This is a genomic window from Amycolatopsis sp. NPDC000009 (assembly GCF_055563465.1).
Window position 1 is genome coordinate 110,417 of record NZ_JBVHDI010000019.1, and the last position, 22,018, is coordinate 132,434.

At 69.7% G+C, this 22,018-nt stretch carries 24 protein-coding genes; 13 read left to right on the forward strand and 11 right to left on the reverse strand.

Going from position 1 to position 22,018, the window contains the following annotated elements; genetic code table 11:
* Window positions 1-3: 3 nt before the first annotated feature.
* Together ACZ3HL_RS35195 and ACZ3HL_RS35200 are read right to left on the reverse strand one after the other, a co-directional pair.
* Window positions 4-639, reverse strand: coding sequence for a VC0807 family protein (locus tag ACZ3HL_RS35195; protein WP_465535620.1), 636 nt, complete (start codon window positions 637-639; stop codon window positions 4-6).
* A complete protein-coding gene (locus tag ACZ3HL_RS35200; RefSeq protein WP_465535621.1) occupies window positions 621-1,505 on the reverse strand; it encodes an alpha/beta fold hydrolase in 885 nt (294 codons plus the stop codon). Before ACZ3HL_RS35200 ends, ACZ3HL_RS35195 begins: the two co-directional genes overlap by 19 nt.
* An 87-nt stretch (window positions 1,506-1,592) precedes the next feature.
* Here ACZ3HL_RS35200 and ACZ3HL_RS35205 point away from each other — a divergent pair, with 87 nt between their 5' ends.
* Window positions 1,593-2,165 carry a TetR/AcrR family transcriptional regulator gene (locus ACZ3HL_RS35205; RefSeq protein ID WP_465535623.1) on the forward strand — a complete coding sequence of 191 codons (573 nt, stop codon included), beginning with the start codon at window positions 1,593-1,595 and terminating at the stop codon, window positions 2,163-2,165.
* A gap of 65 nt (window positions 2,166-2,230) precedes the next feature.
* Here ACZ3HL_RS35205 and ACZ3HL_RS35210 read toward each other — a convergent pair whose 3' ends face one another.
* On the reverse strand, window positions 2,231-3,277 hold the full coding sequence (locus tag ACZ3HL_RS35210; RefSeq protein WP_465419472.1) for a ferrochelatase: 1,047 nt from the start codon (window positions 3,275-3,277) through the stop codon (window positions 2,231-2,233).
* An 85-nt stretch (window positions 3,278-3,362) separates the two neighbouring features.
* Here ACZ3HL_RS35210 and ACZ3HL_RS35215 point away from each other — a divergent pair, with 85 nt between their 5' ends.
* The 3 genes from ACZ3HL_RS35215 to ACZ3HL_RS35225 all read left to right on the forward strand — a co-directional run bounded on the left by ACZ3HL_RS35215 (window position 3,363) and on the right by ACZ3HL_RS35225 (window position 5,611).
* The gene (locus ACZ3HL_RS35215; protein ID WP_465535624.1) at window positions 3,363-3,947 is read left to right on the forward strand and encodes a TetR/AcrR family transcriptional regulator; all 585 of its coding nucleotides are present in this window, start codon (window positions 3,363-3,365) and stop codon (window positions 3,945-3,947) included.
* Window positions 3,948-4,019: 72 nt separating this feature from the next.
* Window positions 4,020-5,201: a Cmx/CmrA family chloramphenicol efflux MFS transporter gene (locus tag ACZ3HL_RS35220; RefSeq protein ID WP_465535626.1), complete on the forward strand. Its 1,182-nt coding sequence runs from the start codon at window positions 4,020-4,022 to the stop codon at window positions 5,199-5,201.
* An 8-nt stretch (window positions 5,202-5,209) separates the two neighbouring features.
* Window positions 5,210-5,611 carry a nuclear transport factor 2 family protein gene (locus ACZ3HL_RS35225; RefSeq protein WP_465535628.1) on the forward strand — a complete coding sequence of 134 codons (402 nt, stop codon included), beginning with the start codon at window positions 5,210-5,212 and terminating at the stop codon, window positions 5,609-5,611.
* Here ACZ3HL_RS35225 and ACZ3HL_RS35230 read toward each other — a convergent pair.
* From ACZ3HL_RS35230 to fabG, 3 genes are all read right to left on the reverse strand, one after another.
* Window positions 5,608-6,018, reverse strand: a complete 411-nt coding sequence (locus ACZ3HL_RS35230; protein ID WP_465535630.1) for a nuclear transport factor 2 family protein — start codon at window positions 6,016-6,018, stop codon at window positions 5,608-5,610. The genes ACZ3HL_RS35225 and ACZ3HL_RS35230 overlap by 4 nt on opposite strands.
* Window positions 6,019-6,096: 78 nt before the next feature.
* Window positions 6,097-6,864 carry an enoyl-ACP reductase FabI gene (gene fabI, locus ACZ3HL_RS35235; RefSeq protein ID WP_061986623.1) on the reverse strand — a complete coding sequence of 256 codons (768 nt, stop codon included), beginning with the start codon at window positions 6,862-6,864 and terminating at the stop codon, window positions 6,097-6,099.
* A 50-nt stretch (window positions 6,865-6,914) separates the two neighbouring features.
* Complete coding sequence (gene fabG / locus ACZ3HL_RS35240) at window positions 6,915-7,619, reverse strand: 3-oxoacyl-ACP reductase FabG (protein ID WP_465535632.1); 705 nt, start codon at window positions 7,617-7,619, stop codon at window positions 6,915-6,917.
* A gap of 191 nt (window positions 7,620-7,810) precedes the next feature.
* Here fabG and ACZ3HL_RS35245 point away from each other — a divergent pair, with 191 nt between their 5' ends.
* The 6 genes from ACZ3HL_RS35245 to ACZ3HL_RS35270 all read left to right on the forward strand — a co-directional run bounded on the left by ACZ3HL_RS35245 (window position 7,811) and on the right by ACZ3HL_RS35270 (window position 14,336).
* A complete protein-coding gene (locus ACZ3HL_RS35245; protein ID WP_465419483.1) occupies window positions 7,811-9,169 on the forward strand; it encodes an MFS transporter in 1,359 nt (452 codons plus the stop codon).
* A gap of 16 nt (window positions 9,170-9,185) precedes the next feature.
* Window positions 9,186-9,848 carry a response regulator transcription factor gene (locus ACZ3HL_RS35250; protein WP_465419486.1) on the forward strand — a complete coding sequence of 221 codons (663 nt, stop codon included), beginning with the start codon at window positions 9,186-9,188 and terminating at the stop codon, window positions 9,846-9,848.
* 3 nt (window positions 9,849-9,851) lie between these two features.
* Window positions 9,852-11,255, forward strand: coding sequence for a sensor histidine kinase (locus ACZ3HL_RS35255; RefSeq protein WP_465535633.1), 1,404 nt, complete (start codon window positions 9,852-9,854; stop codon window positions 11,253-11,255).
* Window positions 11,252-12,193 carry a TAXI family TRAP transporter solute-binding subunit gene (locus ACZ3HL_RS35260; RefSeq protein ID WP_465535634.1) on the forward strand — a complete coding sequence of 314 codons (942 nt, stop codon included), beginning with the start codon at window positions 11,252-11,254 and terminating at the stop codon, window positions 12,191-12,193. Before ACZ3HL_RS35255 ends, ACZ3HL_RS35260 begins: the two co-directional genes overlap by 4 nt.
* Window positions 12,194-12,337: 144 nt before the next feature.
* Complete coding sequence (locus tag ACZ3HL_RS35265) at window positions 12,338-13,624, forward strand: alpha/beta hydrolase family protein (protein ID WP_465535636.1); 1,287 nt, start codon at window positions 12,338-12,340, stop codon at window positions 13,622-13,624.
* 280 nt (window positions 13,625-13,904) lie between these two features.
* Window positions 13,905-14,336, forward strand: coding sequence for an acyl-CoA thioesterase (locus ACZ3HL_RS35270; RefSeq protein WP_465419494.1), 432 nt, complete (start codon window positions 13,905-13,907; stop codon window positions 14,334-14,336).
* On the opposite strand, the gene ACZ3HL_RS35275 is transcribed toward ACZ3HL_RS35270, so the two are convergent.
* Entirely contained in the window at window positions 14,324-15,919 is a 1,596-nt protein-coding gene (locus ACZ3HL_RS35275) for an alkaline phosphatase D family protein (RefSeq protein ID WP_465535638.1), read from the reverse strand. The genes ACZ3HL_RS35270 and ACZ3HL_RS35275 overlap by 13 nt on opposite strands.
* 111 nt (window positions 15,920-16,030) lie before the next feature.
* Between ACZ3HL_RS35275 and ACZ3HL_RS35280 the strand changes: the two genes are divergently transcribed.
* Entirely contained in the window at window positions 16,031-16,492 is a 462-nt protein-coding gene (locus ACZ3HL_RS35280; RefSeq protein ID WP_037337394.1) for a tRNA (cytidine(34)-2'-O)-methyltransferase, read from the forward strand.
* Between the two features lie 193 nt (window positions 16,493-16,685).
* Here the strand turns inward: ACZ3HL_RS35280 and ACZ3HL_RS35285 are convergent, their stop codons facing one another.
* From ACZ3HL_RS35285 to ACZ3HL_RS35295, 3 genes are all read right to left on the reverse strand, one after another.
* A complete protein-coding gene (locus ACZ3HL_RS35285; protein WP_465535640.1) occupies window positions 16,686-17,666 on the reverse strand; it encodes a VWA domain-containing protein in 981 nt (326 codons plus the stop codon).
* Window positions 17,663-18,547: a DUF58 domain-containing protein gene (locus ACZ3HL_RS35290; RefSeq protein WP_225950060.1), complete on the reverse strand. Its 885-nt coding sequence runs from the start codon at window positions 18,545-18,547 to the stop codon at window positions 17,663-17,665. The genes ACZ3HL_RS35285 and ACZ3HL_RS35290 overlap by 4 nt, the downstream gene beginning before the upstream one ends.
* Before the next feature lie 66 nt (window positions 18,548-18,613).
* The gene (locus ACZ3HL_RS35295; protein ID WP_465419500.1) at window positions 18,614-19,684 is read right to left on the reverse strand and encodes an AAA family ATPase; all 1,071 of its coding nucleotides are present in this window, start codon (window positions 19,682-19,684) and stop codon (window positions 18,614-18,616) included.
* A gap of 506 nt (window positions 19,685-20,190) precedes the next feature.
* Here ACZ3HL_RS35295 and ACZ3HL_RS35300 point away from each other — a divergent pair.
* The gene (locus ACZ3HL_RS35300) at window positions 20,191-20,448 is read left to right on the forward strand and encodes a hypothetical protein (protein WP_465535642.1); all 258 of its coding nucleotides are present in this window, start codon (window positions 20,191-20,193) and stop codon (window positions 20,446-20,448) included.
* Window positions 20,429-21,337 (forward strand): hypothetical protein, encoded by a 909-nt coding sequence (locus ACZ3HL_RS35305; protein ID WP_465535643.1) that lies wholly within the window; start codon window positions 20,429-20,431, stop codon window positions 21,335-21,337. Before ACZ3HL_RS35300 ends, ACZ3HL_RS35305 begins: the two co-directional genes overlap by 20 nt.
* Before the next feature lie 138 nt (window positions 21,338-21,475).
* On the opposite strand, the gene mobA is transcribed toward ACZ3HL_RS35305, so the two are convergent.
* Window positions 21,476-22,018 (reverse strand): molybdenum cofactor guanylyltransferase, encoded by a 543-nt coding sequence (gene mobA / locus ACZ3HL_RS35310; protein ID WP_465535645.1) that lies wholly within the window; start codon window positions 22,016-22,018, stop codon window positions 21,476-21,478.

Here is a 22,018-nt window from a genome sequence, read left to right on the forward strand (position 1 = left end):
TCTTCAGGTGGCCACCGTGTGCCTTTTCTGGACTTTCTCGGCATAACGGACGGACCACAGCGAAAGCCCGCCGATGACGGCGAGCAGCAGCACCACGCTGAGCGCGTTCATCACGTCGGCCGACAGGGTGTAGACCAGCGGCACCCGGATCGCGGCCTCCAGCAGCAGCGCCACGCCCCAGACCGCCGACATCCGGGTGAACGCCCGCCGGAAACCGGGGACCTCGTCGCTCAGCCGGTCGATCTCCGCACGTTTCGCCGCGCTGGATCCGGCCCGCACGGCGACGAGCACCATGGGCGTACGGCTGAAGCAGCTGAGCAGCAGGACGATCGCGGCGGTCGCGGTGGCGAAGGATTCCTTCAGCAACAGGAATTTCGCGTCCCCGGTGACCAGCGAAAGCACCAGCCCGACCCCGAGTACACCGGCCAGCAACGCGGCGAAGCCGTCGAAGGACCGCTCCCGGACGGCGACCCACGTGATCCGGGCCGCCGCCACCCCCGCCCCGGCCAGCAGCGAGACCTGCTCGCTCTGCCCGGCGAGCCGCAGCCCGTAGTAGGCGGCCAGCGGGAGCGCGACGTCCCAAAGCAGCAAGGACAGCGTGGGGTTCTTGCCGCTCGCGCTCACGAGTCCGGCTCGCATTCGGCCAGGAACTTCAGGACGCGCGCGTTGACCTCGGCAGCGGATTCGCCGGCGATGGCGTGGGTCGCCGACGGCCACAGCTCGACCTGCCCTCGCGACAGGAACTCACGGGCACGGGCGGCCGCGCGTTCCGGGTGATGGATGACGCTGCGCCCGGCGATGAGGGCCAGCACAGGCAGACGCAGGGAGCGCAGTTGCTCGTCGGTGAACAGCCTGGGCGATGGCAGGGCGATGCGGTAGGTCCGCATCCCCTCGTCGATCACCCGCGCGACCGGATCCGTGGCGTCGACTTCCGCGCCGCCGGAGATCCAGTCGAGGAACGACGGGCGCGCCCATCGGTCGATCCCGGGGATCGCGGCGAGCGTCGCGCGGACGACCAGTCCCGCGGTCAGCCCGCCGAACGTCAGCACGGGGTCGATCACGGTGAGCGATTTCAGCCGTTCCGGCGCCCGTACGGCGAGGTTGGCCGCGAGCCAGCCACCGAACGAGTACCCGATCAGGTGCACGGACGGCAGGTCGAGTTCGGCGAGCACCGTGCTCAGCCACGCGGCCTGGTCCGCGCCGTCGCGGATCGGGGCGGTCTGTTCGCTGCGGCCGGCTTCGCCGATGAGGTCCACCGCGAAGACCTCGCCGTGTGCGAGCAGCGCGGCGAGGTTGGGTTCCCACATCACCGCGGTCCCCGCGCGGCCGGGCAGCAGCACGATCGGCGTCGCACCCGGCTGCCCGAAGCGGTACACGCGCGCCACCCCGAACGCGGTCCGGACGTCGTGGATCCCGGCCGGCGCGGGCAAAGCCGCCATCCCTCGGTCGTAGACGACCTCGTACTCGGCGCGCGCCTCCGGCGAGGCGAATCCGCCCACCTTCATTCTCACCCCTCCTTTTTACGGTACGATCGGATTGTAAACAGTTGGTGAGAAGTTTGCAATCCGATCGGACTGCGAAAAGGAGTACGGGTGCCCAAACGAGTCGATCACGAGGACCGGCGGCGGCAGATCGCCGCGGCCGTTCGCCGCATCGCGGCCGACCGGGGACTCGAAGGGGTCAGCCTGAACGAGGTCGCGGCCGAAGCCGGCATCTCGAAGGGGTCCGTCCAGCACTACTTCGCGTCGAGGGACGAGATGCTGCGCTATGCGACGACCACCCTGCGGGGTGGCGTCGAGGAGCGCATCGCCACCCCGTCCGAACCGCGCGTCCGGGACCTGCTCGTCGCCTTGCTGCCCTTGGACGAGGCAGGCCGGGACGACGCGCTCGTCGCGAACGCCTTCCTGGTGCGCGCGCTGAAGGATCCGGAGATCGCCGGCCACTTCCGGACCGGCCACGGCCAGCTCCGCGACGCGGTCGCGGCTCTGCTCTCCGTCGCCCGGGAGGCGGGCGACCTCCTGCCCACCACCGACGCGGCGAGAGAGGCCGACCTCCTGCTCGCCCTGGTGGCCGGCCTCGGCGACGCGGTGCTGCTCGGCTACCAGTCTGGCGACGAGGCCATCGCCCTCATCGACCTGCACCTGTCTCGGATCGCGGCCCGATGAGCCAAACGCCTCGTGAGTGGTAAGGACGGTTCTAACCGTCCTTACCACTCACGAGGACCGATCACTTACGGGCGCGCGGGCCTCTTCGCGGGCTCGCAGCATCCGATCGCGCAAGGCGCCCCGTTGACCGTGCAACCGGCCGCCGGGAACGGCGACAACTTCCGCGCAGGCAACCCCTCGGTGTGCTCACGGATCAGCTCCACGACGAGTTCGGCGAAGCGCGGGTCGGTGTCCGGCGTCGCGGCCCGCGCGAAGCCCATACCGTGCTCCGCGGCCCGCTCGGCGGCCTCGTTGTCGAGGTCCCAGATCACTTCGAGGTGATCGGACACGAAACCCACCGGGCAGACGACCACCGAGGTGACGCCTTCCGCGTGCAGCGCGTCGATGTGGTCGACGATGTCCGGCTCCAGCCACGGCACCTGGGGCGGGCCGGAGCGCGACTGCCAGACGACGTCGTAGGTTTCGATCCCCGCTTCGGCCGCGACGAGACGGGCCGCCTCGGCGATCTGGCGCGAGTAGCGCCGTCCGCCTTCCGACGGCGGACCGGAAGCGGTGTCGGCGGACTCGGGCACCGAATGGGCACAGAACACCGTACGGGTTCCGGGCTGGTTCCCCAGCTTCGCGTGCGCGGCCCGGACCGCGTCGGCGAAAGCGGCGACGAACAGCGGATGGTCGAAGAACTGCCGCAGCTTCACCAGTTCCGGCGCGCCGTCCCCGACCGCCGCGCGGGCCCGCTCGATGTCCTCGTCGTACTGGCGGCAGGCGGAATAGCCGCCATACGCGCTCGTGGGGAAGACGAGGACGCGCTGAGCACCCGCCTCGGTGATCTCGGCGAGGGTGTCCTCGACCATCGGCCGCCAGTTGCGGTTGCCGAAGTGGACGGGCAGATCGATCCCGGCGGCCGCGAGCTGCTTCTCCACCGCGGAGATCGCGTCCCGGTTGAGCCGGTTGATCGGCGACACCCCGCCGAAGTGCTGGTAGTGCTCCGAGACCTCGAGCAGTCGTTCCCGGGGGACCCCACGGCCCCGCGTGACGTTCTCCAGGAACGGCATCACCTCGTCGGGCCCCTCGGGACCACCGAACGAAAGCCAAAGCAGCGCGTCGTAACCCACCCTGCCATCTTGCCGCTGTGGCGCCCCGCACGCTGACCCGGCCCGTTTTGAACCGACCGATCCAAAACCTGGTACGGTCACTGCCATGGCCAGGCCGAAGGAATTCGACGAGCGCGCCGCGATCGGACGCGCCATGGACGCGTTCTGGGCACGCGGCTACGAGGGCACGTCGACGCAGGCCCTGTGCGAAGCCACCGGCTTGGGCCGCAGCAGCATCTACAACACCTTCACCAGCAAGCACGAACTGTTCATGCGCGCACTCGATCACTACGCCGATCGCGGGATCGTGGCCAGGACGGCCTTGCTGGACAAGGCCGGAGCCGGCGTCGAGCGGTTCCGCGCCCTGTTCGCGTACACGATCGACGAAGAAGCCGAACATCCCGGACGAGGCTGCCTCGTGGTCAACACGGTGGCCGAGTTCGGCGAGCGCGACGCCGAGATCACGGCACGGATCGACGCCGACACCCGGCGGCATCTCGCCCTTCTTTCGGCCTGCGCCAAGGAAGGGCAACTCGACGGGACGATCGACGGCGATCGCGACCCCGGCGCGATCGCCGAGTTCGCGCACAGCACCGTGGCCGGCCTCCGCCTGATGTCCCGCCGAGGTGCCGACCGGGCGGCCATGGAATCCGTCGCCGCCATCGCGGTGGACGCGATCGCCGCGAAGTAACACCCGCGACGAACCCTGTGCGCGACGCTGCCCACATTTTGGACCGATCAATACAAAACTGGAGGAACCTCCGTGCCCTTGGCAGTCTGCGTACTCGGACTGAGCGTGTTCGCGCTCGGCACGTCCGAGTTCATGATCACCGGCCTGCTGCCGGGAATGGCGGCCGATCTGAACGTCGGCATCCCGGAGGCCGGGCTGCTCATCTCGGCCTTCGCGATCGGCATGGTCGTCGGCGCTCCCCTGCTCGCGATCGCGACGTTGAGGGTGCCGAGGCGCGCCACCCTGATGGCCCTGCTCGTCGTCTTCGGGCTCTCGCACGTCGTCGGCGCGCTGGGTTCGGGGTACGCCCTGCTCTTCGCGACGCGCGTCGTCAGCGCCGTCGCCTGCGCCGGATTCTGGGCGGTCGCGGCGGCCACCGCCGTCGCGCTGGTCCCGGTCGAGCGCCGTGGCCGCGCGCTGGCCATCCTGGTCGGCGGACTCACCGTCGCGAACATCGCCGGCGTCCCCGCCGGGACCTTCCTCGGCCAGCACGCGGGCTGGCGGGCGGCCTTCTGGGCGGTCACGGCGCTGACCGTCGTCGCGTTGATCGGGGTCTTCACCCTGGTCCCGGAGACCCAGAACGGTGCGGACAAGACCGACGTCACGACCGAACTGCGGCTCTACCGCGGCGGCCGGTTCTGGCTGGCGCTCGGCGTGATCGCGCTCGCGCAGGCGATGATCTTCGCGACCTTCAGCTACCTCGCACCCTTGCTGACCGAGGTCGCGGGGCTGCCGGAAAGCTGGGTGCCGGGAGTCCTGTCGCTGTTCGGGCTCGGCGCGCTGATCGGCATCACCGCCGGCGGCAGGCTCGCCGACGCGAGGCCCTTCGTGACCCTTTACGGCGGCCTCGCCGTCGCCTTGGCCGCCCTGATCCTGCTCGCGATCTCGGGCCCGGCGACCCCGCTCGCGATCTTCGCCGTGTTCCTGTTCGGCGTCGCCGGATTCGGGGTCAATCCCGCTTTGAACGTCCGCGCCTTCGCCGTGGCGGGCAACGCGCCCACCCTCGTCGGCGCGAGCACGACCGCCGCGTTCAACGTCGGCAACACCGTCGGCCCTTGGCTCGGCGGCGAGTCGATCGACGCCGGTCTCGGCTATCCCAGCGTCGCGTGGGTGAGCGTCGGGCTCGGCGTCGCCACCGTCGTCGCCCTCACCTTCGCCGCCGGTGTGCAGCGCACCGACGACACCCGCCTGCTCCGCGAACCCGTTACCCAATAAGGAGAATCATGTCCGAACGAACCCGATCCACCGTCGACGAGTTCTTCCGCCGGATGTCCACAGGAGACACTGACGGCGCCACGGAACTCTTCTCCGACAACGTCGCGTGGGACATCCCAGGTGCCACCGAACTGGTCGCGTGGATCGGCCCGCGCCGGAACCGCGCGGAGATCCGCGAGTTCTACGATTTGCTCGACAAAGGGCTCGTCAAGGACCGGTTCGACGTCGAGCGCGTCCTCGTCGACGGGCCGCACGCGGTCGCGATCGGCCGCCTGCGCTCGACGATCCGCAGCACCGGCAAGGTGATCGAGACGGCCTTCAGCCTCGAATTCGAGGTGAACGCCGACGGGCTGATCACCAAGTACCTGATGCTCGAGGACTCGTGGCACGTCGCGAACGCCGTCCTCTAGCCCGCCGCAGCGGGGACGGCGGCATCCATGATCCCGGTGGCCTGCGAGTACCGACACCTCCACTGCCCGTCGCCGGCGCGGATGTAGGTATCGATGTGCCAGCACTCGTGGGCGGGGATGTCGGTGCCGTCGACGCGTAGAGCGATCAGGCAGCGGTAGCGCAGCACGGCGAGCGTTTCGGACGCCAGCACATCGATCTCGGACGTCGTTTCGAGCCGGCTGTAGGCCAGTTCCCCCGTGGTCAGACGCCGCAGGTACTCGGCCTTGTCCCAGACCGTTCCCGTCGGGTTGCACAGCTGGTAGGCGGGGTCGTGCAGCGCGTCGAAAACCGCCGTATCGACGGTGAGCAGCGCCTCGACTCGCTGCTGCTCCAGCTGTCTGAGGTGGCTTGTGAGACTTTCGGTCATGGCGCAAGCGTAGTGAGCCCGCCGAAGAAGGCCCCTTTCCTCTGCTGAGGGAAGGGGCCTTCAGGGGCTTGAAAAGACCTAGAAGCCGGTGGCGTGCAGACCGCCGTCGACCATGATCATCGAGCCGGTGGTGGCGGGCAGCCAGTCCGACAGCACGGCGCAGACGGACTTCGCCGTCGGGTCCGGGTCGGAGCTGTCCCAGCCGAGCGGCGCGCGGTCGCCCCAGCCGTTCTCCAGGTCGGCGAAACCGGGGATGGACTTCGCGGCCATGGTCTTCATCGGACCGGCGCTGACCAGGTTGACCCGGATGCCCTGCGGGCCCAGGTCGCGGGCCAGGTACCGGTTCACCGACTCCAGCGCCGCCTTCGCCACGCCCATCCAGTTGTAGGCGGGCCACGCGACGCGCGCGTCGAAGTCCATGCCGACGATCGACGAACCGCGCGAGAGCAGCGGCAGCGTCGCGACCGCGAGCGCCTTGAAGGAGTACGCCGAGACGTCGACGGCCACCTTCACGTCCTCGCTCGGGGCGTCCAGGAACGGCGCGCCGAGGCAGGACTGCGGGGCGAACCCGATCGAGTGCAGCACGCCGTCGAGGCCGTCGACGTGCTCACGCACACGGTCGGCGAGCGAGTCGAGGTGCTCCTGGTTGGTGACGTCCAGCTCCAGCACCGGCGCCTCCTCGGGGAGGCGCTTGGCGATGCGCTCGACGAGCGACAGCCTGCCGAAGCCGGTGAGCACGACCTTCGCGCCCTCCTGCTGCGCGATCTTGGCCGCGTGGAACGCGAGCGAGGCGTCGGTGATGACGCCGGTGATCAGCAGGCGCTTGCCTTCGAGCAGTCCTGGCACGGGACCTCCAGTCCGGAGTGGTTTGCGATCGGTACGGGAAAACGGGGACGTCAGTGGCCCATGCCGAGGCCGCCGTCGACCGGCAGCACCGCGCCGTTCACGTAACCGGCCTCTTCGGAGGCGAGGTAACGGACGGCGGCGGCGATCTCCGACGGCTCGGCGTACCGGCCGGAGGGAACCTGGGCGAGGATCTCCTTCTTGCGGTCCTCGCCGAGTTCGTCGGTCATGTCCGTGGCGACGAAGCCCGGCGCGATGACGTTCGAGGTGATGTTGCGCGAGCCCAGCTCACGCGCGAGCGAACGGGCGAGGCCGACGAGACCGGCCTTGCTCGCCGCGTAGTTGACCTGCCCGGCGGACCCGGTGAGGCCGACGACGGACGAGACGAAGATGTAGCGCCCCCATTTGCCGCGCAGCATGCCGCGGGAAGCGCGCTTGGCGACCCGGTACGCGCCGGTGAGGTTGGCGTCGACCACGCGGGTGAACTGCTCCTCGCTCATCCGCATGAGGAGGGTGTCGTCGGTCATGCCGGCGTTCGCGACGAGGACCTCGACCGGGCCCTGGTGCTCCTCGACGAGCTTGAAGGCGGCGTCGATCTGCTCGGCGTCGGTGACGTCGGCCTGCACCCCGAAGAGACCTTCGGGCGCGCCGGAACCGCGGTGCGTGATCGCGACCTTGTGCCCCTGCGCCGCGAGGTCCTTCGCGATCGCCAAACCGATGCCGCGGTTGCCGCCGGTGACCAGTACCGACCGTCCCACAGAGCTCTCCTCGCCTCGTCCTGTCGCGCTGACGGCACTGAGGTTATCGGCTCGCCAGGTTCGCGCCGGAGCCGCGCCACCCCTACCTCCGGGTAACCGCGACCGTCCTAAGCGGATGTTAGGAACCGCGCCGAAACCTTGCCCGGCCGTCACGGATTGTTCACCGTGAGCCGGAACACAGGAGGTCAAAGATGACAACCCGGATCGGCGAATCCTCGCCGCCCGTGAGCGAACGTCGAGTCGTCGGCAACGTGCTGCGCGGCTCGATCGGCAACCTGGTCGAGTGGTACGACTGGTACGCCTACGCCGCCTTCACCACGTATTTCGCCAAGTCCTTCTTCCCCACCAAGGACACGACGGCGGCCTTCCTCGGCACCGCGGCGGTGTTCGCCGTCGGCTTCCTCATGCGGCCGCTCGGCGGCTGGATGCTCGGCCGGTTCGCCGACCGGTTCGGGCGACGAAGCGCACTCGTGCTTTCCGTCACGTTGATGGCGACCGGGTCGCTGATGATCGCCGTGACGCCGACCTACGCCTCGATCGGGATCGCCGCGCCGATCCTGCTACTGGTGGCCCGGCTCGTCCAGGGGCTCTCGGTCGGCGGCGAGTATTCGACCTCCGCGACCTATCTGTCCGAAGTGGCCACTCCGGGCAAACGCGGCTTCTACTCCAGCTTCCAGTACGTGACGCTGTACGGCGGCCAGCTGCTGGCGCTGGGTCTCCAGCTGCTCCTGCAGGCCGTCCTGACGGAGCAGCAGCTGACCTCGTGGGGCTGGCGGATCGCCTTCGTCGTCGGCGCGCTCGCCGCGGTCGTGGTGATGGTCCTGCGCCGCGGGATGGACGAGTCGGCCAGCTTCGAAGAAGCCAAGGCCTCCGGCACCGGCAAGGACGCGGGCGACAAGGGCACGCTGCGGGCGCTGATCAAGTACCCCAAGGAGATCGCGCTCGTCGTCGGCCTCACCCTCGGCGGCACGGTGTCGTTCTACACCTTCGCCACCTACAGCCAGAAGTTCATGGAGAACACCGCGGGCATCCCGCGCCGGACGGTCACGCTGATCCTGTTCTGCGCGATCCTCGTCGCCGCGATCCTGCAGCCGTTCGCGGGCAAGCTGTCCGACCGGATCGGCCGTCGTCCGCTGCTGATGTTCTTCGGGATCGCGGGCACCCTGCTGACCGTCCCGATCATGACGCTGATGGGCGGGACGAAGGAGCCGGTGCTCGCCTTCCTGCTGATGCTGGCCGGCCTGGTGATCGTCACCGGGTACACCTCGATCAACGCGATCGTGAAGGCCGAGCTGTTCCCGACGAAGATCCGAGCGATCGGCGTCGGCCTCCCCTACGCGCTCACCGTGGCGATCTTCGGCGGCACCGCCGAGCTCATCGCGCAGGCGCTCAAGGGGGCGGGCCATGAATCGGTGTTCTTCTACTACGTCGCGGGCTGTGTCCTGGTGTCGCTCATCGTGTACGGCACAATGCGGGAAACCTCGAAGACCTCGGAGCTGGACAAGAAGAAGCAGCCCGAGCCCGAGCTCGTGTCCGGCCGCGAAGGCTAGGCGGGAAGGTGTGGCCGTGCGGGTGCTGCTCGTCGAGGACGACGCCGGTGTCGCCGACGCGATCGCCGAAGCGCTGCAAACGCGCGGCCACACCGTCTCCCACGCGCTCCGCGGCAGCGACGCGCTGCACCGGCATCGCGCGGCCGACGTGATCCTGCTGGATCTCAACCTGCCCGACATGCACGGGCTCGACGTGCTCAGGAAGGTCCGGCAGGTCTCGCCGGTACCGGTGCTCGTGCTCACCGCGAGCGGTGACGAACGGTCCGTCGTGCGCGGGCTGCGGCTCGGTGCCGACGATTACCTGACCAAACCCGTCCGGCTGGCCGAGCTGCTGGCGAGGATGGACGCGGTCGTCCGCCGCGCCGCCGTCTCCGCCGTGCCGCAGGACGGCGTCGTCCGGGTCGAGGACGTCGAGATCGACCTCGGCGCGCGGCGCGTGCTGGTCGGCGGCAACGACATCGGGCTCACCGCCAAGGAGTTCGCCGTCCTGGCCGTGCTCGCCGCCCGGCCGGGCACGGCGGTGAGCCGTCAGCAGCTGATGGACGAGGTCTGGGGCGACGCGTACCTCGCCGTCTCCCGTTCGCTCGACGTGCACCTGACCCAGTTGCGCGCGAAGCTCGACAGGCCGGGCCTGCTGACCACGATCCGGGGTTTCGGCTACCGGCTGGGCCGGGACTGACCGGTGCGCGCCCGGCTGCTGGTCGTCCTCGTCGCGCTCGCGCTGACCGTGGTCGCCGCGTTCGCGATCCCGCTGTTCGGGTCGACCGCCGCGCAGCGCACCCAGCAGCTGGTGATCGCCCGCAACGCCGATGTCGACCGGTTCGTCGTCCTGGCGCAGCAGGCCGTCGACGCCGCCGACCCGACCGCGCTGGCCGTCGACGCCGAACGGTATTCGTCGTTGTACGGCGAAGCCGTCGTGGTGGTCGACGCGCGCGGGGTGCCACTGGTGGAAACCGGCGGGATGACGGCCGCGGAACCAGTGGTCCGCTCGCTCGTCGAGGCCGCGCTGCGCAATCAGCCCGCCAAAGGCCCCGAACAGCTGAGTCCGTGGTCGGCGGATCCGGTCCATTTCGCCCGTCCGGTGGGCACCGGGACCCGGGTGGCCGGTGTGGTGGTGCTGCGCGCGTCGGTGACCACCGCGGCGGCCGAGGTCGCCGCCCGCTGGTCCGCGATCGTCGCGGGCGCGGTACTGGTCGCGGCGGTGTTTGTGCTGCTCGCGGTCCTGCTGGCGCGCTGGATGGTGCGGCCGTTGCACGAACTGGAGACCGGCGTGCAGGCGGTGACCGAGGGGCATCGGGCCCAGGTCCCCGACCGGGCCGGGCCCCGCGAGCTGCGTTCCCTCGCGACGTCGTTCAACCGGATGTCCGACGCCGTCGTCGAGGCCTCGGAACAGCAGCGTCGGCTGGTCGCGGACGCGTCGCACCAGCTACGCAATCCCATGGCCGCCTTGCGATTGCGCGTGGATTCGCTCGCCGCGCAGGTCGACGGGGACGGCCAGCGGGCCTACCGCGCGACCGTCGCGGAGGTCGAACGGCTGGAGTCCCTGCTCGACGGCCTGCTCGCGCTGGCGCTCGCGGAAAGCGCCGCGACCCGGCTCGCCGCGGGCGAGTCCGGCGACGAACCCTGCGATCTCCCGGCCGTCCTCGCCGAACGGGTCGACGCGTGGCGTCCCTCGGCCGAAGACGCTGGAGTCGGCCTCGCGGCGGCGGAAGGCCACGACGAGCCGGTGCCGGTGCGGTGCGCGGAGAGCGAGCTGGCCCAGGTTTTGGATGTCCTGCTGGACAACGCGGTGCACTACGCGGGACGCGGCGCGACGATCACCACCGGCTACGAGACCGGGGACACGACGGCCACGCTCTTCGTGTCCGACAACGGACCCGGTCTGTCCACAGAGGACCGCGAACGCGCGACCGAACGGTTCTGGCGGGCCGGGGGCGACGGCGCTCCGCGCGGAACGGGCCTCGGCCTCGCGATCGCGAGGCAGCACGTGCTCGCCAGGGGCGGGAAACTCGAACTGCGCGAAGCGAAACCGCATGGGCTCGAAGTCCGCGTCGAACTGCCTCTCGCGACAGGGGAAACGCCGTGACCGTCACGCGACGCACCGCTCTCCTGGCCGGGCTCGCGACGCTCGCGGGCTGTTCGACAGCGGGCTATCGGGGCCCGGAACGCGAGGTCGTCATCGCGGCGGGCGAGTACGGCGGTTTCTACCTCGCCTTCGCGGAACTCCTCGCCCAGCAGCTGAACCGGGCCGAACCGGCGCTGCGCGCGATGGCCGTCGCCACCGAGGCCAGCGTCGAGAACCTGCGGCGGCTGCGAGACGGCCGGGCGGATCTCGGGCTCGTCCTGGGTGACGTCGCCGAGTCCGCCTTCGCCGGCGCGGACCCGTTCTCCGTCCCGATCGCGTTCTCGGCCATCGGCCGCGTCTACGAGAACTACCACCAGCTCGTGGTCCGGGCGGACGGCGGCGTGCGCTCACTCGCCGATCTGACCGGCCGGCCGGTGGCGATGGGCGCGAGCGGATCCGGCGTCGCGGTGTTCAGCACACGCCTGTTCGCCCGCGCCGAAGTCCCGGTGAAGGCGAAGAACCTTCTCTTGGGTGAAGCGATCAACGCGCTGGCGGCGCACGAGGTCGACGCGTTGCTCTGGTCCGGCGGGATCCCCACTCCCGCGCTCGCCGAACTGAACCGGACCACCCCGATCACCCTTCTCCCGCTCGACGCCCATCTCCCCGCCCTGCGCGCCGGTTACGGCCCGGTGTACGACCAGGTCCACGTCCCGGCGCAGGCCTATCGGGGTGTGGGCGAGCTGCGGACGATCGGCGTCGCGAACCTGCTGCTGGCCAGCCCTTCGCTGCCCGACGACGTCGCGGCGGCGGTGGCGCGGGTGCTGGCCGGGCACGCCGCCGATCTCGTCCCGGCGGCCGCGGTGGGAACGCAGTTCCTCGACGTCCGGACGCTGATCGGCACCGGCAAGGTGCCCCTGCATCCCGGAGCCGCCTCGGCCTACCGTGCCCTGCACGGGTGATCCGGGCTCCATCTTCAGAGGGATGCGCGGCGCACCGGGCGCTGCCATGGTCGGAATCAGGCGGCCATCGGGCCGCCCCGATCCGGAAGGTCTCCAGCAGTGGGCGAATTCATGCGGTCGTCACAACAGGGTCAAGTGGGGACAGTGTCATCGAGACACACCAGGGTGGTACGGGGTTCGGCGCTGATCGCGGGCCTCGCGCTCGCGGGCGGGCTCGCGACGGCGGCCCCCGCCGTCGCGGCAGACCAGGCCAAGCTCACCGCACCGGCCCTCACCGGCCACTACGAGGTCGGCACGACCGACCTCCACCTCGTCGACCGGTCCCGCCCCGATCCGTGGAAACCGGAGCGGCGCCGGGAACTCATGGTCACCGTCACCTATCCGGCGGACCGGTTCGCCGACGGCCCGCGCGCGCCGTGGCTCACGCCGGGGATGAGCGCCGTCATCGACCAGGCGTTGTCCGGCGAGGACTACCTTGGCCTCCCGCCAGGCTCCATCGACTGGGCCTCGGCGAAGCGGCGGGCCGAGATCGGCGTCCCCGCGGCGCCCGGCGCACCGAAGCCGGTGGCGCTCTTCTCCCCGGGCTTCGGCGGGCCGCGGGAGACGTACACGGCGATCGTCGACGATCTGGCGAGCCGCGGCTACGTCGTCGTCTCGCTCTCGCACACCTATGAGAGCGCCGCGGTCGAGTTCCCCGGTGGACGGCTCGAAACGGCCGTTCCGCCGGGCGAGGGACCCGAGTTCATGAAGAAGGCGCTCGACGCCCGGGTCGCCGACAGCCGGTTCGTCCTGGACCAGCTGGCGAAGATCACCCGCGGCCAGAACCCGGACGCGGGGAACCGGCCGCTCCCCCGCGGGCTCGGCTGGTCGCTCGACCTGTCCAGGGTCGGGGCCTACGGTCACTCCTACGGCGGGTTCACCGCGGGCGAGACGATGGTCCACGACCGCCGGGTCGACGCGGGGATCAACCTCGACGGCGCGATGGCGACCGCGTTCGGCTACCCGCCCGGCAGCGCCTACGTGCCCGGCGAAGTCACGAAACGCGGTCTCGACCGGCCGTTCCTGCTGATGGGCGCCGAAGGTGTCGACGAGAACGGCAAACCGCTCGAACACACGCACCGGCAGCCCGGCTTCGACCGCAGCTGGGCGGATTTCTGGGCCAACCAGCGGGGCTGGAAGCGAGATCTGCTGCTGCGCGGCGGAAGCACGCACATGGCGTACAGCGATCTGCAGGTCGTGGTGCCGCAGCTCGGCTCGCGAGTGGCGCCGGAGAAGCGTGAGGCGGTCATCGGCACGATCGATCCCCGCCGGTCGCTGGCCGCGCAACGGGACTACATCGGCGCGTTCTTCGATCTGCACCTGAAGGGCCGGGACCGGCACCTGTTCGACGGCGAGTCGCCGCGCCATCCGAACATCGACTTCATCGAGTGAGCCGGGACGATTCAGGCATCTTGCGAAGCGTCGTGAGTGGTTGGAACCGGCGGTGGCTTGGTTTCGGCTGCGCCGGCAGCCACGACATTGGCGCGTGAAGGACTCCCGTCAGGCGCTCACGTGAGTGGTCGCGTGTCGTGAAGGGCCCCTTTGAGACGATGAAGGTCTCAAAGGGGCCCTTCACGACACAAGAGCTCGACGCCAGGCCATCGGAATCACCGAACGAGCCGCCCACTCATCCTCGAACCAAGGGAAGAAGCCCTTCACGTAGGTTGGAAGCGTGACCGAGCCTCGGAAACCGATCGTCGAGATGCCGCTGCGCGTGCGCTACCACGAATGCGACGGGCAGGGCATCGTGTTCAACGCCCACTACCTCGCCTATGTGGACATGGCCATGTTCGAAGTGGAGAAGGTCCTCTTCGGCTCCCACCAGGAGGCAGTGGCCCGCGGTGTCGACGTCGTCGTCGCCGAGTCCAACCTCCGCTACCGCGCGCCCTGCCGCTACGACGACGAACTGGTCGTGGCCGTGTACCTGGATCACCTCGGCACGACCTCGCTGATCATCGATTTCGAGATCACCCGCGGCGGCGACCTGTGCACCGAGGTGAAGACCCGGTACGTCTTCGTCGATCCGAAGACGCTCGAGAAGGCGGCGCCACCCGCGTCGGTGCGCGAGGTGTACGCCGCCCTCCTGCCCGCTCAGGCGGACTGAACGCCCGGCCGCCGGTCTTCGACGACGTAGCTGGCGCGCGTGCTGATCGGCGCGCCGGGGGTGTTGACGAACGGCACCACCCGGAAGTCGCTCCGCCAGCGCTGCCGGTTGACGTTGACCCGGACGTATCCGCGCTGGCTGTTGAAGAACTTCATGTGGGGATTGGCCTTCAGCAGGTTCTCCCCGCCGGGCGTCATGTCCGCGCCGTTGCCGCCGCTGGTGATCGACGTCCCGACGAACTCGCTCGCCACGGTGGGCGAATCCGGGTCGGTGAAGTCGCGCTTGAGGTCCCAGGCGTAGTTCTGGTGCCGGTCACCGGTGATGACCACCAGGTTGCGCACCCCGCGGTCCTGCGCGGCGGCGAGCACGCGGTCGCGGTCGGCGACGTAGCCGTCCCACGGGTCGAGGTGGACGTTCGTCGCCTCGCCCGCGTCGGTGTCGGTCTGGCCCATCGGCGCCTGGTTGCCGAGGATCTGCCACCGCGCGCGAGACCGTGAGAAGCCGTCGAGCAGCCAGATCCGCTGATCCGAGCCGAGCAGGGTGCGGTTCTCGTCGAACCGTTCCGTGCAGTTCGCCGACTGGCCGTCACCGCACGGCTGGTCGTCGCGGTACTGGCGGGTGTCGAGCATGGTGAAATCGGCCAGCGTGCCGTAGCTCAGCCGCCGGTGAAGACGCGCGTCCGGTCCCTTCGGCAGCTGGGCGATGCGGTACGGCAGGTGCTCGTACATCGCCTGGAACGCCTCGGCCCGCCGCTGCCGGAACACCGCGCGGTCCTGGTCCGGTTCCTTGTCGATCTGCGAGATGTCACCCGCCCAGTTGTTCTCCACCTCGTGGTCGTCGTTGACGTGGATCCACGGGAAGGCGGCGTGCGCGGCCATCAGCGGCGCTTCGGACTTGTAGAGCGCGTACTGGAGCCGGTAGCGGGCCAGGTCGAAGGTCTCACCCTTGAACTGCGGCCCCACCGGCGTTCCGCGGCCGACCCCCGTGACACCGCTTTCGTAGAGGTAGTCGCCCAGGTGCACGACCAGGTCGAGGTCCTCCGCCGCCATGTGGTCGTACGCGGTGAAGTGCCCGGCCTCCCAGCTCTGGCAGGACGCGAACGCGAAGTTCAGCTCGCGCGGCGACGACCACACGACCGGCGCCGTGCGGGTGCGCCCGACCGGCGAGATCTCGCCACCCGTGCGGAAACGGTAGAAGTACTCGTGGTCCGGCGCGAGGCCGTGGACCTCGGGGTGCACGGAGTGACCGAGTTCGGGCGTGGCGACCACGGATCCGCGACGGACCACGGCGCGGAAGCGCTCGTCGAGCGACACCTCGTACTCGACGCGGACCGGCGTCCGCGGCATACCGCCGAAGCCGTCGGCCTCGTAGGGCTTCGGCGCGAGCCTGGTCCAGAGCACGACACCGCCGGGCAACGGGTCGCCCGACGCGACCCCGAGGGTGAACGGGTTACCGGCGCCGCCGGCGAGCGGCATCGCGCCGGCGGCGTTCCAGGCACCGGTCCCCAGCAGGACGGCGGCCGCGCCGGCGGAGCCATATCCGAGGAAGCGACGCCGCGACAGGGGGTGAGGGAGCGAAGGCATGAAGCCCTCCTGTGGTGGGATGGTCACGGGCGGGCCTCATGCTCGTCCGGCTTGATGGCCACCCGGCCGCGCTCAGGCGAAGCGCCCGTGAACGAAAGACGATCAACCCTCGTGTTCCGCATCCTGTTCTACCGCCCGGAAATCCCGCCCAACACGGGTAACGCGATCCGCTTGACCGCGAACACCGGCTGCGAGCTCCACCTGGTGGAGCCGCTCGGTTTCACGCTGGAGGATAAGCAGTTGCGGCGAGCCGGGCTCGACTACCACGACCTCGCGCGCGTCCACGTGCACGCGGATCTCGACGCGGCCTGGGCGGCTTTGCTGCCAGCCCGGGTCTACGCGTTCAGCGCTTCGGCGACGCGGCTGCACACCGACGTCGCGTACGAGCCCGGGGACGTCCTGATGTTCGGGCCGGAGTCGGCGGGGCTGCCCGCCGAGATCCAGGAGTCACCGCAGGTGACCGACCGGGTGCGGCTGCCGATGCTGCCGTCGAGCCGGTCGCTGAACCTGTCGAACACCGCGGCGATCAGCGTCTACGAGGCTTGGCGGCAGAACGGCTTCGCGACCCCGTAGCTCCCGGCTCCGGCGCACCCGCAGGTGTCGCGAAAGTGGCTTTCGCGACGTCGACGCGGGCGCCACCCGGGAGCTGTCAGGCCACGTCCGTCGATCGCCCGAGCCCACGTTGCGAAAGCCACTTTCGCAACGTTGAAGGTTGCGAAAGTGGCTTTCGCAACACGCGACCGCCGGCCAATCTCGGGCAAGGCCACTACGGCAGTCTCTGCCCCAGGAACAGCGAAGCCGCCGCGCCGATCATCAACACCAAAGTCCCGAGAATCAACCAGGGACGACTCGCGTCGGTGTCCTTCAGCTCGTACCCGATCTGCTCACCGAGGTCGTCGTACACGCGTTTCAACTCTTCAGCGCTGGCCGCCTTGTAGAAGTCGCCGCCCGAAAGCCGCGCGATCTCCTCCAGTGACTCGACGTCGACCTTGACTTCCTGCGGTTTGCCGTCGATGTCGACCGAACCGTGCGTGGTCCCGAACGCGATCGACGAGATCGGCACCTGAGCCTGCTTCGCCGCCTGCGCCGCCGTGTAGCCACCGCGCGGGGCGTACAGGTCGTCCGGAACGGTCTGCTTTCCGTCACTCATCAGGACGATCCGGGCGGGCGGCGGGCCTTCCGCGCCGCCCACGATCGCCGAGAAGCTCTCGATCGACTGCAACGCGGCGAAAATCCCTTCACCGGTGGCCGTCGACTGCGCCAGCTTGAGATTGTCGATCGCCTTCACCACACCACCGCGATCGGTGGTCGGCGCGACCAGCACGGTCGCCGTCCCCGCGAAGGAGATCAGCCCGAGGTTCACCCCCGGGGTCATGTTCTGCGCGAACGAACGCGCCGACTCCTGGGCCGCCTTCAGCCGGGTCGGAGCGACGTCGGTCGCCTCCATCGACAGCGAGGTGTCGATCACCAGCATCACGGTCGCCCGGTTCCGGGGCACCTTCTGCTCGGCCGTCGGCCCGGCGAGCGCGACGGTGAGCACCAGCAGCGAAAGCACGATCAGGATGGCGGGAACGTGCCGCACCCATCCCTGGCTCTTCGGCGCGACCTTCTCCAGCAGTTCCAGGTTGGCGAACCGCATGGTGCGCTTGCGCCGCGCACGCTGGGAAAGCACATAGCCCACGGCCACCGCGGCGACCGCCAGCAGCAGCAGGAACCACCACGGCGAGGCGAATCCGGTGAGGCTCACGCGACACCACCGGACCAGCGGCGCTTGCGGGCCACCACGAACCGGACCATGTCCGCGATCCAGTCCGAATCGGTGCGCAGCACCAGATGCGCGGCACCGGCCCGGCGCAGCGCGGCCGCGACCTCCTGCCGGTGAGCGTGCGCCGCGGCGCCGAATTCCTTGCGCAGCAAGGCCGAAGCGTGCACTTCGCGCTGTTTCCCTGTCTCCGGGTCGGCCAGCACGACGGTGCCCACGTCGGGCAGGTCGATGTCGCGCGGGTCGAGGACTTCGATGGCGATGAGATCGTGGTGCCCGCCGAGCGCGCGCAGCGGCCGCTGCCATTCGGTGTCGCCGAGGAAGTCGGAGATCACGACGGCCAGCCCGCGACGGCGGGGCGGGCGCCGAAGCTTCTCCAGCGCCGCGGCGAGATCCCCGCGGACACCTTCCTCGGCACGCGGGGTCTCGGCGATCTTGCGGACCAGCCCTCGCGCGTGCGGGAGCCCGCCGCGCGCCGGGATCCGCGTGATGCTGCCCGCCCCGTTGGAGACGAGGGCACCGATCCGGTTGCCGCCTCCCCCGGTCAGATGGGCGACCGCGGCCGTCGCGCAGACGACCAGGTCGCGCTTCTCACACAGCGCGGTGCCGAAGTCGAGGCTCGCGGACACGTCCGCCACCAGCCACGTCTCCAGTTCACGGTCGGCGACGGTCTCCCGGATATGCGGGCTCGTCGTCCGTGCGGTGACCGCCCAGTCCATCCGGCGGACGTCGTCACCGGGCTGGTACGGCCTGGCCTCCCCCGGTTCCGAACCGGGCCCCGGCACCAGGCCGAGATGGTTTCCCTGCAGCAGACCATCGAGACGGCGGCGCACGTCGAGTTCGAGCGTGCGCAGGCCCGCCTCCATCCGCTCCCCGCGGAGTACCGGCGGAGCCCAGGAAGGACGTTCGCCCTTCTCGTTCTTCACGCTTCCCTACCTGACCGGCGCGCCGGCCGGGACCGGGCCGCCCTGACCGGCGCCGCCCTGCGGACGCGCCGAGACCTGCGGCAACGGCACGGTCTGCAGCACCCGCGTGATGATGTGGTCGATGGGCACGCCGTCGGCCAGCGCGTCGTAGGACAACACGAGCCGGTGCCGCAGCACGTCCGGAACGACGTCGACGACGTCCTGCGGCAGCACGTAGTCCCGGCCGCGGACCAGTGCCAGCGCACGGGACGCGGCGATGATGCCGAGGCTGGCACGCGGCGAGGCACCGTAGGACACCCAGCCCGCGACGTCGGCGAGGCCGTGGTCGTTCGGCGTACGGGTGGTGAGCACGAGACGGACGACGTAATCGACCAGCGCGTGGTGCACGAAGACCTGCGAAGCGACGTTCTGCAGCCGGACCAGTTCGGCCGGGGTCAGCACCTCTTGCGGGGTGGGCGGGGTGACGCCCATCCGGTAGATGATCTCCCGCTCTTCCTCGGCCGTCGGGTACTCGACGACGATCTTGAAGAGGAAGCGGTCACGCTGCGCCTCGGGCAGCGGGTACACACCCTCGTTCTCGATCGGGTTCTGCGTGGCGAGCACGAGGAACGGGTCGGGCATCGGGAAGGTCTGGCCGCCGATCGACACGTGCCGCTCGGCCATCACCTCGAGCATCGCCGACTGGACCTTCGCCGGTGCGCGGTTGATCTCGTCGGCGAGCACGAAGTTCGCCACCACCGGGCCGAGTTCGACGTCGAACCGCTCGGCGCCCTGCCGGTAGATCCGGGTGCCGAGGATGTCGGCGGGGACGAGGTCCGGGGTGAACTGCACCCGCGAGAACGAACCGCCGACCACGCGGGCGAAGGTCTCGACGGCGAGCGTCTTCGCGACACCGGGAACGCCTTCGAGCAGGAGGTGGCCCCTGGCCAGCAGGCCGACCAGCATCCGCTCCACCAGCCTGTCCTGGCCGACGATGATCCGCTTGACCTCGAACACGGTCCGCTCAAGCAACTGGGCGTCCCGCGCCGGCGTTCCGGGCTGCTGTTGCGCGCCGTCGGCGTAGCCGGGCTCGGTCACTGTGCCTCCTGTGTTCCCCGCTTGCGTACATGCGTCCGGATGTGACCGTAGTGGTCGGTGACACAGCCGTTCGTGACGGTAGCCAACCCGATCAGCGGTATGACGGCTGTGAAGGGGCTTCGGCCGCCTGTCCGGACGTGTCGCCGGCCGCGACCACGGAGGGCGGGAAATTCACTTCCGCGCCTCCCGTGTGGAAACAATTCGACCCGATTCGGAATTGGCAGATCGCGCACTTTCCGCCGGCTTTTCGCCCTGCCTGCAACCGAACCGCGATGACGGTTCGGTAACGGTATCGAGTACCGAAGCGGCGACGGTAACAATTCTTCCGGTCACCCCCGATAGCTACCTTCGCGGGTCCGCTCGACAGGCCCGGGACGCGATTTCACACAGCGCCCATCGGTGAGGAGAAACCGTCAATGCCGTTCCCTCTTTTTCTGGCCGCGGGTGCGGTCGCGGCTACCGCCACTGTGGTCAAGGCCGTCCGAGACAAGGAGTTCCGACGCAAGGTGGGAAGCTGGCTCGAAGCCCTCGCCGAAGCCGGCGCGGACCATGAAGCCCGCAAAGCCGAGATCGCGAACCTGCTCGAGATGGAGGAAGGAACCGGGGTGGCATACCTCGAGCGTCTGGCGTCCGCGGCCGAAAGTGATGCGCAATGGTCGGCTTTCTGTGCGGCGCTCAGAGCCGTCCAGTTCGAGCAGGACGAATCCGAAGACCGGCGCCGCAAGGCCAGGATCTTGACCGCTCATGCCGAACGGATTCGCTGACCAGCGCCCCCGCCGAAGCGGGGTCGCCCGGGGCTCCTTCCGGAAGACGGCGAGCCTCGCGGTCGCGGGACTCGCCGCGCTCGCCGGGATCGGCGCATGCGCCCCCGACGAGCGGCAGCAGGCCTTCGAGGAGCAGATCATGCCGATCGTCTTCCAGGTCGCCAAGAATGTCGCCGTCCGCCTGCCGATGCCCTATAAACTCGTCGCCCAGCTCGGTGTCCACGCCACCGAGGAGGCGGCCAAGCTGCAGTCCGAGAATCGTGACGCGACCTACCTGTCCATCGGCCAGGTGATCAACGGCGAGCGCCGCGTCTCCATGTTCCGGATCGACACGACCCGGAAGCTGCGCATCGACATGGACGGGAGATTCGTCGCCGAGATCGAACAGAACCTGATCACCATCGAGGCCGATCCGGCCGGCGACTCCACCATCGTGATCACCGACGCCAGGTCGAACGAGCCGGTCTTACGGGGCGGCAGGTTCGCCTTCGACGCACGAAACCTGCACTACGATCTGGACGCCGGCCGGTTCGGCGACCCCTCCGAACCGGCCTTCGCCGGAACGGTCGACCTGGTCGAGCCGAGATTCGCGGGAACCTTCGACCCCTGGTCGGGAGGCCGTGCCGCTTTGCGCAACGGTGCCTTGGCCGCGGACTGGACCGAGGGTCCGCCGACCAGACGAGGCTGCTCGGGCCTGCCGGAAGCCGCGTGGAACCGTACCGAGGTACTGGAAGGCCTCTTCAGTGGCAACCGCTGGAAGCATCTGGAACCGGTCTTCTGCGTCCGGACCAGCGCCGGGCACTACGGCGCCCTCATCCACCGCACGCCGGCGGCGGGAAAGACCGTGCTCACGTTCGAGTACATCCTCTGGAAGAACCCTGGCGAGTGAGGGGCGGCCAGATCGGGACGGGGGTCAGCAAGGGCGGCGGTCGCGTGGTGGGGCAGGTCTCGTGAGTGGTAAGTGTCGTTAGAACAACACAAAACACTCACGACCCGGTCCGCTTCGCCCCGGATCGCCGCTCACGACTCACCTCCACCGGTCCAGGTCCTCCGGCGTGTCGATGTCGGTGCTCTCCCCCGGTTCTTCGGGTACGTCGACGATCTCCAGCCCGCCCAGCGTCCGCCGCAACGACGCGTTCTCCACCGTTTCCGGCAGTGCGCCGCGCAAGGCCTCCGCACGCCAGGCGCCGAGCAGCCACTGCCGCTCCCCCGAGGCGTCGACCAGCACCGCTCCCGAAGCCCGGCCGATCCCGGCCAGCAGCCTGTCCACAGTGGACTTCCGGACCCCCGCGAGATCACCGGCCAGCACCACGACGAGCTCCGAACGCACCAGCGCGAGCCCGGCGGCCAGCGCGGCCACCGGCCCCGCTCCGGGCGAGGACTCCCTTGTCCAGACGACGTCGCCGAATCCCGGCCGTTCCGGGCCGACGACGATCACCGGATCCGCGTCCGCGAGCGCGGCCAAAGCCCTGGCCAGCAACGGTTTCCCACCGACGGGAAGCGCGGGTTTGTCCACACCGGACAGGCGGCGCGCGGCACCGCCCGCCAGTACGATCCCCGCGTAGGACAC

Excerpts from the sequence above, each read along its gene's own strand:
- ACZ3HL_RS35195 (WP_465535620.1), bottom strand. The coding sequence starts at position 639 with ATGCGAGCCGGACTCGTGAGCGCGAGCGGCAAGAACCCCACGCTGTCC.
- ACZ3HL_RS35200 (WP_465535621.1), bottom strand. The coding sequence starts at position 1,505 with ATGAAGGTGGGCGGATTCGCCTCGCCGGAGGCGCGCGCCGAGTACGAG.
- ACZ3HL_RS35215 (WP_465535624.1), top strand. The coding sequence starts at position 3,363 with ATGGCCAGGCCGAAGGAATTCGACGAGCGCGCCGCGATCGGACGCGCC.
- ACZ3HL_RS35225 (WP_465535628.1), top strand. The coding sequence starts at position 5,210 with ATGTCCGAACGAACCCGATCCACCGTCGACGAGTTCTTCCGCCGGATG.
- ACZ3HL_RS35230 (WP_465535630.1), bottom strand. The coding sequence starts at position 6,018 with ATGACCGAAAGTCTCACAAGCCACCTCAGACAGCTGGAGCAGCAGCGA.
- ACZ3HL_RS35245 (WP_465419483.1), top strand. The coding sequence starts at position 7,811 with ATGACAACCCGGATCGGCGAATCCTCGCCGCCCGTGAGCGAACGTCGA.
- ACZ3HL_RS35275 (WP_465535638.1), bottom strand. The coding sequence starts at position 15,919 with ATGCCTTCGCTCCCTCACCCCCTGTCGCGGCGTCGCTTCCTCGGATAT.
- ACZ3HL_RS35290 (WP_225950060.1), bottom strand. The coding sequence starts at position 18,547 with ATGGAGGCGGGCCTGCGCACGCTCGAACTCGACGTGCGCCGCCGTCTC.
- ACZ3HL_RS35305 (WP_465535643.1), top strand. The coding sequence starts at position 20,429 with ATGCCGAACGGATTCGCTGACCAGCGCCCCCGCCGAAGCGGGGTCGCC.